Here is a 10,000-nt window from a genome sequence, read left to right on the forward strand (position 1 = left end):
TTGCTTTATTAGTTTAACGGTATAAATAGGGGCTGTTAATGAGCAATCAAACGGTAACACAGGCAAGTAATTACTTTGATCTACAAGGATTAGAGCAGTTGCGTCAAAAAACCAAGACCAATGACAAAGAAACGATCCGTGAAGTCGCGAATCAGTTTGAGTCTATGTTTGCATCGATGTTAATTAAATCAATGCGAGAAGCCAACGCTGCCTTTGAAACTGAAAGTCCCTTTAATAACCAACAAACAAAATTTTATACGGATATGCAAGATAAGCAGTTAGCCGTTGATATCAGTCGTCACGGTTCGCTAGGACTCGCTGATGCATTAGTTAGGCAGTTAGACCCAACATCTATGGTACGCCCACAGTCAGTGCCACAGGATCAACTAATGATGCCTGAGCAAGAGCCTGAAATGATGAGTTTAACAACAAAAGAAAGCGTTACTGACTTTAAAAAGCCAGATCAATTACAAGCGTCATTACAAACAAAAATCAATGATAGTGCATTGCAACAGAAAGCGGAGAGTGCCGATGATGTTAATACAAATGCTAGCGCACAGAAAATTGACTTTAGTTCGCCATCGTCCTTTATTGCCACATTGTTACCCTATGCACAAAAAGCAGCTAAGTCTTTAGGTATTTCACCTGAGGTTTTAGTCGCTCAATCTGCATTGGAAACAGGCTGGGGTAAAAAAGTGCTGCAAACTGCCAACCAGCAAAGTAGTTTCAATCTGTTTAACATTAAATCTCACAATAGTTGGCAGGGTGAAAGCGTTAATAAAAGCAGTTTAGAGGTTGAAGATGGTGTTGGTGTACAGCGTCGTTCTAATTTTCGAGTTTACGAAAATCTACATGAAAGTTTTAAAGATTATACGAATTTTATTAGTAACAATAAACGCTACGAGCAAGCTTTACAGCAAGGTGAGAACGCAGATCGTTATATTGAAGAGTTACAACAAGCGGGTTATGCAACCGATCCACAATATGCAGATAAAATTAAAGCGATTATGAACAGCGATAACTTCCAATCGGTTGTTGCGGGAGATAATAACAATGGCTGATTTATTCCAAATTGGACTGTCGGGGATCTACTCTTCACAGGCAAGTCTAGCAACTACCAGTCACAATATTAGTAATGTGAGTACGGAAGGCTACTCTCGTCAAACTGTTGACATTACCAGTGCACAGGCACAAAAATTAGGGGCCAATTTTATTGGTAATGGCTCTATTATCAACGGAATTGACCGTGCCTATGATCAATTTGCATTTAAAGAAAACATTATTAATACCTCGGATCACGCTTATAACGAAGTGAGTTACACGCAAGCGAGCCAATTAGATAAATTACTCTCGAATGAAAGCACCTCTGTTGCTAAGTCCGTTCTTAGTTTATTTTCTTCACTAGGCGATGTTGCAGATCATCCGAATACAATAGAAACGCGTGCTGTATTCCTTGAAGACGCATCGAATATGATCAATCAATACAATACGCTGTATCAACAATTAGAAACGCAATACAGTGGTGTTAATTATGATATTGAGAATTCTGCCGCGGCGATCACTGAACTCGCTGACAATATTGCAACATTAAATAGCCGTATACTTGCTGTGTCTAGTTCGGACAGTAGTGGTGATGCTAATGATTTATTAGATAGACGTGATCAGGCCATTACCGCCTTAAGTGAATACGTTAATGTCTCCGTGCTTGAAGCGGATAATAATATGGTGAATATTTATATCGGCAGCGGCCAAGGTTTAGTGATGGGTGTTCAATCTCAATCTATTGTTGCGATTAACGGAGACCCAGATCCCGCTCGAAAAGAACTAGCATTAAGTAATAATGGTAAAACATCGCCGGTTGATGGTAGTAAGTTTGGGGGGAAAGTCAGTGCGTTGTTTGAAACTCGTGAAAATGAAATAGAGCGTGCATTTAATCAGTTAGGCCAGAATGTAATCGGTTTAACCCACGCTATCAATGAGCAGCAACAACAAGGTCAAACCTTAGACGGCGAGATTGGTGCGGCATTATTTAATGATATTAATAGTGATCAGGCCATGAAAAGCCGTGTATTAAGTCATGCTGATGGTAAAGGTGAAGCCACATTAAGTGTGCGTATTGATGATTTAAGCGAGTTATCTGCCGATGAATTCTCATTAAAAGTAATTCCTAATGATCCTGGTATAGATCTTACATTTTCTGTTACCAACAATACCACCGGCGAAACTCAAACTGTTTCCATCGCTGACTTGACAAATGATAAGCGTATTGAGATTCCTGGAGCAGGCATTAGTATTGGAATCGATTCAATTTCAACTTCAGATCCATTACAGGTCGGTAAAGAATTCACCTTACGTCCAACACGTTTAGGGGCTCAGCAAGCTAGTTTAGATGAGACAGACCCTACAAAAGTAGCCGTTGCAGAGGCAGAAATTAAAGCGTTAGTTAGCGATACTAATACAGGCACTGCAATATTTCATGTAAGTGAAATTAATGATAAAAATGACCCTGACTATATAGATGAAGATAGTCCAATAACAATTAAAATATCAACGAATACAACTACCAGCGAAGTTTTTTATAATATTTTTGATAAAAATGACAATCAAATTAACACACCAGAGTTAACCGCTATAATTGACCCTTTAACTGGCAAAGCTACACTTGAATTTGGTGGCGTTAAGGTAGAAATGGAAAAAGGTATACCCGTTGCCGGTGATGAGATCACATTAAATTATAATGAAACAGGTGCAGGTGATAATCGAAATATTTTAGCGATGTCTGATCTGCAAAATACTAAAATAATGAATGACGGTAAGTCGACCTTTCAAGATGTTTATAGTGAAATGATTTCCGAGATAGGCGCTAAAACAGCAAACGCAGATGTAGCGATGCAATCTTCAGCAATATTAAAAAATCAATCTTTTGAACGTATTCAATCGGTGAGTGGAGTGAATATGGATGAAGAAGCAGCAAACCTACTAATGTATCAACAACACTACAGTGCAGCTGCACGTGTTATTACCATTGCTAGTGAATTATTTGACACTATTTTACAGGCGGCTCGATAATATCTCGTTATCATCCAAATGCTGTTTTTACATCTGGGTGATAATGCTAAAACAATCTATTCAAGGCCGTACTTTAAAAGACAGATTTATTTTTAACTTTTTCCAAAGTAGCTGTATCTGTTATTTATACAGTGATCCTTTTTAATCCTTCGTATACTTCTAAAATTACCCTCTTTACCTTTTTTAGCTGTTTTATAACCATACTGGCGTGATTTTTGCATTTTAATTAAATAGGTGAGCGTCAAGCTCAAAAAGAAATCAGAGAGGCCGTATGCGAATTTCATCTCAAATGCTTTTTATGCGTAATACTAGTTCATTAATGTCACAACAGTCTGAGTTAAGTGACCAAAACTTGCATATGGCGAGCCAAAAGCGGGTGATTCATGCTAGTGATGATCCTGTTGCTATTGCCACCATACAGCGCTTAAAGCAAGATATCTCAGTGGGCGAACAATTCATTGAAAATGGGAAAATGGCCGAGTCCGCTAACGAATTAATTGATACTGCACTTACGCAGAGTACTAATATTTTACAACGAGCGCGCGAATTGATGGTGAGCGGTAGTAACGGCACCATGAATGAATCAAATCGAGAAGCTATTGCTGTCGAACTTGAAAATTTACGTGATGAGTTGATGGGGGTTGCTAATACCAAAGATGGTAACAGCCAATATATCTTCGCAGGCTTTGAAGTGGACACACAACCTTTTCAAAAGAATGAGTTTGGCCAAGTTATATATCATGGAGACAGTGGTGAACGAGACTATAGAATAGGCTCTGGAGTGTCGATTCAAGGTAATGATTCCGGCGCTAACGTTTTTATGAATATAGCTGAAGGTAATGGTACTTTTGTTTCAGAGGTTGGTTCGGAAAACCAAGGTGGTGCAGAGATTAGTCAAGGTAGTGTTGCTGATACAAACGCTGCGCGTGATTACCTAGATCAAGATTATACAATTGCAATTACTGATGGTACCGATGGTCAAGAATATTCTGTTTATGGATTAGAAAAAAGTGTAGTCACGGGCAGTGCTACGATTAAAATTAATAGTGTTGCCGCCAACTCAACAACCTCTTTTGATATTAAATTTGTAGAAAGTTCAGCTGAACCTAAAAAGTTTTTTATTTCAATTAATGGGGTGTCATCCGCATCACCTTATAATGCAAATAATGTCAATGAATATAGCGAAGCGCAATCCTTTGAAATAGACGGTATCAAATTTGAAGTTAATGGTCTTCCTGATGATAGTGATAGTTACGCGCTAACCAAGTTTGTAGAACCAACACCCTATGAAGACGGTAAAGCGATTACATTCAACGGCATTAAAACTGAGCTTAAAGGAGATGTAGTTGATGGGGATTCTTTTACCTTACGTCAAAGTGAAGAAAAAGATATTTTTGCAACGCTACAGAGTTCTATTGATGCTTTGCGCATTCCCGGTACCGATAAAACAGCTACGGCTGCACGTAATAGTGCATTTAGTAATTCATTGCTACAAATTGATGGTGCAATGGATAACGTTATGAGTACACAAAGTTCAGTGGGTGCACGATTAAGAACCATTGATAATCAACGTGAATCAACATTGGACTTTAATTTAACCGCTCAGACTACGTTATCCAGTTTAGAAGACTTAGATATGGCGGCTGCGATCAGTGAATATCAAGAACAATATAGTATGTTAGAGATCTCTCAAAAAACATACGTACAACTGCAACAACTCAGTTTGTTTAACTTGATCTAAAAATAGAAGCGATAATTAACATAGGTAATAATAATGTCATTCTGCTAAGTGAAGGTTTTCGTATACAGACACATCGCATATCGCTTTTATTTTCTTGTTATTTATAGCCTATCATTCGTTATTTTTAACACTATTTTTTATCGCACGTTTTGCCGTAACAAGCATTTTTTGCCAGAGTGGAATCATTAAAAAATATACAACACCTGCAATCGCACCATATAAGTGAGCATTAATAAATACTGTGGCGGCAATTAATGATTCAGTCATAAGTGAAGGGCCATTAAACTGTTCAAATGCAATTTTAGTGATAAAACCCAACCCTAAAACTATTCCCCATCTATCTCCTTTTTTTAATTCATCGCAAACCCCGATTGCAAATAGTGCATGTAATACCCCTGATAAACCTACATACCATTGCAAGTCCGGTTCTAATAATAATAAACAAATACTAATAAAAATCGCGCTGAAGCATGCTGAAAAAATTAAAGAAATAGTTTTAAAAGTATCCAAAAATAAAGCACTAACCACAGCTAAGCCTATGCCATTAAGTATTAAATGGTAACCGTTAGTGTGGCAAATATGTGCCGTCAGTAAACGCCACCATTGGCCCTTTTCAATATCGCTGTGATAATATGCTAACCATTGATGGCTATCTGCTTGAAAAAGAAACACCAATAAACAGAGTGTCAAAATAATAGCGTTGTTAATCCATATTGAGCGCATTAATTAACCTTAAAAATGAACCTTAAAAAAGTTGAAACAAATAATGAGTAAAAGAGCGGTTTGCAGCCAATGTAATAAAGCATTGCCTGCATGTATTTGTGCCTCAATTTGTGCGCTTGATAATCAACACTTTTTACATGTTTTGCAAGACCCAAGTGAACAACATAAAGCGATCGGCACGGCACGAATTTTAGCGTTATCTTTGTCACGAGTAAAAATAACTACGGCAGATACCTTTGAAGCGACTGATTTTGATCTTGAGAATACGTTCTTAGTGTTTCCCGATGAGCAGGCTAATACAGTATCAACCTTACAGGAAAAGCAAAAAATAGATGCTAATACGCAATTTATATTACTCGATGGAAGTTGGAAAAAGGCTTATAAGTTATTAATGAATAATCCTTTTTTACAAGCATTACCGAAAGTGATGATGGATGTCACAGATAAAAGTAATTATCGTATTAGAAAATCCCCCCGAGAAGATGGTTTATCGACGGTGGAAGCTGGTTATGCTTTATTATCCGCATTAGAAAATGATCATACTAAATTCATTCCTTTATTGGATTCGTTTAATAAAATGATCGACTTTCAAATCGCAAGTATGCCTGCTGAGGTATATCAGAAACATTACTTAGACCCGCTTAAAGGAGGTGATGTTTAATGCCATTACAAATATCTGCAGGTGTAGAAATTGCCGACTGGCAATTGCAATTAACCGCGATTCGAGCACAGGGCGCTGGTGGGCAAAATGTAAATAAAGTTAACTCTGCCATACATTTACGTTTTGATATTAAAAGTTCTACTCTGCCTGATTTTTATAAACAGCGCCTATTAGCGTTATCTGATCATAGAGTCACGGAAGATGGCGTTATTATATTAAAAGCGCAATTTCCCAGATACCTTCAAAATCCCCTAAAACTTGTCAATAAAAAAGTATTGTAAATCTATTTATCATATGCGCGACTGCAGATTTTTTATTATATTTTTTATCGAACTAATTTAGAGTTAAATTTTTATCTCTCTATAATAGAAAATAACTTATTACTTAAATTAACGGTTTAGAGTTGTTGCATAAATATGTCAAAAAAACGCATAAATATTCGAGTGTGTAGTGTGGAATGGAAAGAATATAACAAGCTACTTTTTATCAATATGGGGCTTATCTCATTTTTGAGAGGCGAAGGTACTATTCGTCTAAATTTACTTATATTGATAAAGTCCTCTTCATCTTATTAGAAATTTACTTTTTTCCTCAATACTTTTGAGGCACCTCGTTTAGTTTTGGTATCTACTCGGCGACGTTGAGAGCCTTTAGTTGGTTTCGTTGCTCTTCGAGCTTTCCGTACAACTATCGCAGATAGAATTAGTTCCTTCAAGCGTTCCAAAGCCGCTTCTTTGTTTTGTAACTGAGTTCTGAATTGCTGTGACTTGATGATGATTATACCTTCTGAGTTGATTCGGCTATCAGAAAGTTTAAGTAGCTTTCCTTTGTAGAAGGCGGGTAAAGATGACCGCTTGATATCAAAACGAAGGTGAATAGCTGTTGCCACTTTATTGACATTTTGGCCCCCATTACCTGCTGATCTAATTGCATTCAGTTCTATTTCCCAATCTGCAATAGTTACGGAATTTGAGATTGCTAGCATAACGTCACCTATTTGTTGTTCTGATGATTTGGACACTCTATTATTAGCTGAGTATCTGTGGTGCTAAGAATAACAAATAAACTGTCTCTGACATACTAGGCTTGTTAGCCGGGGATAATGAGCTTATTTCTTAAGGTAGATAAGTGAGATAGTCTACTATGCTTGTATAGCATAAAATGGGCGTAACGGGGTTTGCGTTATATAAGTTTTACAATTTATTTTAAAAATAAGTTCACACTGAAAATACTCGGTAATTGAATTATATTGGTATACCGTGTAGAGCTTTAACTTCCTCGACTTTATTCATTATTTTCCAATAATTTAATAAGCTTTTGCTTTGCTTCATCATCAAGCTTATCGATCAAACGTGCCAAAGTCGCACTTTCTTCTGATTCACAAAAAAAGTAGTTAACTGGTACGTTTAACTCTTTCGCCATCTTTTTTAAGGTTTCTATATCAGGCATATGCCGACCGGTCTCATAGTGATTCATGCGGCCACTTGCGGAACTTGGATCTATTCCAATCTTAATACCTAGATCTTTCTGACTTATTTTCATTTTATTTCGAGCCTCTTTAAGACGCTCTGTAAAAAAGGATTTAACCTGCACTGGTATTTCATCTCAATAACTCTCACATAAAAATGATTGTCTAGTTTTTATATCAACATGTATACTTAGGAATCCTAAGTTTATGGTTGTTTTTGAGGTATGGCAATGAAGAATAAAGTAAATATGAATGTATTTTTGCATTCTCTTTTAGTAAACAAACAGATGAATAACTTCACTGTATCAGAAGCTAAAGATGCTTTATTGCTTGAACATGCTGAATTTACTGATGAAATTGAAACTAGAAAATTTATTTATCGCCAATTAACTCGAAATATTGAAAAGGGTCTGCTTAAGCGAACGGATAGATTTGATGGTGGATCTAAGAAAGTAATATATTCAAAGACAGATAAGCTATTAGCATCAACTATTGTTCCAATTATACGAGGCTCTAAAGTGGAAAAGGTGATACAAAAAAAAGAGCCTATAAGTAAAACTAAATCAGCTAGTTACGAATCCGAACTGAAAAAAGAACTCTTAGCTTATGAAATTGATTTAAATACAACACTAGAAGAGGCTAAGGAATATAAACGCCTATCAGTCCGTTTCCCGGAGCTTCAAAATAAGCTACAACAACATCAATCAGAAGCTAAAGATAAATCGATCAAATTATTAGGCAAAGTCCATGCCCTGCAAAACTTACTTGGTTACACGGTAACAGAGCATCAATCATGTTAAGAACTTGGCAACAAGAGTGTCTCGAAGTAGCTAAAAAGCATTACATAAACAACAATAAACACTTTTTATGCTTAGCAACACCAGGAGCTGGAAAAACAGTTTTAGCCGCTGAAATAGCGGTATACATGTTGGAAACAGATCAAATTGATTTTGTCATATGTTTCTCGCCTTCAACTGAAGTTTCTAATGGTATTAAACGATCTTTTTCTAAACGGTTAAATTGTAATTTTGATGGGGTAATTGGCTCAGTAGGTTGCTCTTATACTTATCAAAACATGCGTTTTTTTAATGATGATTATTGGAAGCTTCTCAGAAATAACAGAGTGCTTGTGGTGTTTGATGAAATTCATCATTGTGCTGGCTCTACAGTAGAAGAAGCCAACGTTTGGGGACAAGACATCGCAAAAAATATCCAAGATCAAGCTTCATTTACTTTAGCGTTAACAGGTACGCCGTGGCGATCAGATTTACTTCCTATTGCATTAGCCACATATAGTGATCCTGATAATAAGATTCAATGTAATTACACTTATTCTCTTCAACAGGCTGTAATTGATGGTGTCTGCAGAAATCCAAAGATTGTACTCATTGATAATGAAGCAATCTCAGTAACTCATAAAAACAAAGGAACTAAGACTTACAACTCGTTAAAGCAGTTGCTAAAAAATCCTTCAATTTCATATCAAGAGCTAATCAGGCATGATGTAATAATTGATTATATTATTGCTCAAGGCGTTAAAAAGTTGGCAGAGGTTAGGCTCTTAAATTCTGACGCTGCAGGGTTAATTGTTGCAGCATCTGTTGAACACGCGGAACAAATATTAACAACACTCACCCAAAATTTTCATCAATCAGCAACCATTGTTACCTACAAAGATGCTCAAGCTTCAGAAAAAATAAACCACTTTCGTTTTAGTAACACACGATGGATTGTCAGTGTAGGAATGGTATCTGAGGGAACAGATATTCCTAGATTACAAGTTTGCTGTCATTTAAGTCGAGTTAAAACAGAACTTTATTTTAGGCAGGTATTAGGGCGTATTTTAAGAATAAGCCAAGCAACGAATCAAGAAGCTTGGCTATTTACGTTGGCAGAAGAAAAGTTAAGCATTTTTGCCAACAGAATAGATCAAGAGTTACCAGATATGAGTGTATTAATGCGAAGTAATGCAATAAAAATGGACTATGGTTCAATCGGAAAAAATAATAAGACGAATGCGAATTTAGCCAATGATCAACCAGTAAAAATAGATAACGATATTGAAAATTTACCTTTATCTAAAAAGATTAAAACGCACTTGAACCAACAATCATTTGTTACTTATGACCATTTAGAAGCTTTTGGTGGATTCAGAAAAAGACTAATAGAAATATTTAATTCGGATAATATCCTATAAAAATGTTAAGTCGCTTTCGCCCCCAAACCGAGCTAGGAAGCTAAGTCGCAAACGCCCCCAAGCGACTTAGTGACCTATAAATTTGTGGTCAATATTACTAAGCCACGATAATGCCACTTTATAACCAACACAGATCATATT

Annotated in this window: 9 protein-coding genes and 1 pseudogene; 7 read left to right on the plus strand and 3 right to left on the minus strand. The window is 36.5% G+C overall.

Annotated elements, in window-relative coordinates; genetic code table 11:
* Nucleotides 1-38 precede the first annotated feature (38 nt).
* The 3 genes from flgJ to flgL all read left to right on the plus strand — a co-directional run bounded on the left by flgJ (nucleotide 39) and on the right by flgL (nucleotide 4,810).
* On the plus strand, nucleotides 39-1,061 hold the full coding sequence (flgJ, locus tag MT390_RS19040) for a flagellar assembly peptidoglycan hydrolase FlgJ (protein WP_499442756.1): 1,023 nt from the start codon (nucleotides 39-41) through the stop codon (nucleotides 1,059-1,061).
* The gene (gene flgK / locus MT390_RS19045; protein WP_499442758.1) at nucleotides 1,054-3,069 is read left to right on the plus strand and encodes a flagellar hook-associated protein FlgK; all 2,016 of its coding nucleotides are present in this window, start codon (nucleotides 1,054-1,056) and stop codon (nucleotides 3,067-3,069) included. The genes flgJ and flgK overlap by 8 nt, the downstream gene beginning before the upstream one ends.
* A 271-nt stretch (nucleotides 3,070-3,340) precedes the next feature.
* Nucleotides 3,341-4,810 (plus strand): flagellar hook-associated protein FlgL, encoded by a 1,470-nt coding sequence (gene flgL / locus MT390_RS19050; RefSeq protein ID WP_499442760.1) that lies wholly within the window; start codon nucleotides 3,341-3,343, stop codon nucleotides 4,808-4,810.
* Nucleotides 4,811-4,921: 111 nt separating this feature from the next.
* Here the strand turns inward: flgL and rrtA are convergent, their stop codons facing one another.
* Nucleotides 4,922-5,533 carry a rhombosortase gene (gene rrtA / locus MT390_RS19055; protein ID WP_499442761.1) on the minus strand — a complete coding sequence of 204 codons (612 nt, stop codon included), beginning with the start codon at nucleotides 5,531-5,533 and terminating at the stop codon, nucleotides 4,922-4,924.
* Nucleotides 5,534-5,576: 43 nt separating this feature from the next.
* Between rrtA and MT390_RS19060 the strand changes: the two genes are divergently transcribed.
* Together MT390_RS19060 and arfB (MT390_RS19065) are read left to right on the plus strand one after the other, a co-directional pair.
* A complete protein-coding gene (locus tag MT390_RS19060; RefSeq protein ID WP_499442763.1) occupies nucleotides 5,577-6,194 on the plus strand; it encodes a tRNA-uridine aminocarboxypropyltransferase in 618 nt (205 codons plus the stop codon).
* Nucleotides 6,194-6,421 (plus strand): annotated as a pseudogene (arfB, locus tag MT390_RS19065) (alternative ribosome rescue aminoacyl-tRNA hydrolase ArfB); the annotation flags it as partial. The gene MT390_RS19060 and the pseudogene arfB (MT390_RS19065), both read left to right, overlap by 1 nt.
* 344 nt (nucleotides 6,422-6,765) lie before the next feature.
* On the opposite strand, the gene arfB (MT390_RS19070) reads toward arfB (MT390_RS19065), so the two are convergent.
* Both arfB (MT390_RS19070) and MT390_RS19075 read right to left on the minus strand, forming a co-directional pair.
* Nucleotides 6,766-7,179, minus strand: a complete 414-nt coding sequence (arfB, locus tag MT390_RS19070) for an alternative ribosome rescue aminoacyl-tRNA hydrolase ArfB (protein ID WP_499442764.1) — start codon at nucleotides 7,177-7,179, stop codon at nucleotides 6,766-6,768.
* A gap of 299 nt (nucleotides 7,180-7,478) precedes the next feature.
* Entirely contained in the window at nucleotides 7,479-7,787 is a 309-nt protein-coding gene (locus MT390_RS19075) for a helix-turn-helix domain-containing protein (RefSeq protein ID WP_499442765.1), read from the minus strand.
* Nucleotides 7,788-7,892: 105 nt separating this feature from the next.
* Between MT390_RS19075 and MT390_RS19080 the strand changes: the two genes are divergently transcribed.
* On the plus strand, nucleotides 7,893-8,462 hold the full coding sequence (locus MT390_RS19080; protein ID WP_499442767.1) for a VspR family transcription factor: 570 nt from the start codon (nucleotides 7,893-7,895) through the stop codon (nucleotides 8,460-8,462).
* Nucleotides 8,456-9,859: a DEAD/DEAH box helicase gene (locus tag MT390_RS19085; protein WP_499442769.1), complete on the plus strand. Its 1,404-nt coding sequence runs from the start codon at nucleotides 8,456-8,458 to the stop codon at nucleotides 9,857-9,859. The genes MT390_RS19080 and MT390_RS19085 overlap by 7 nt, the downstream gene beginning before the upstream one ends.
* Nucleotides 9,860-10,000 lie beyond the last annotated feature (141 nt).

This window comes from Vibrio sp. 2-Bac 85, assembly GCF_037546705.1.
In the GTDB taxonomy this organism is placed as follows: Bacteria; Pseudomonadota; Gammaproteobacteria; order Enterobacterales; family Psychromonadaceae; genus Psychromonas.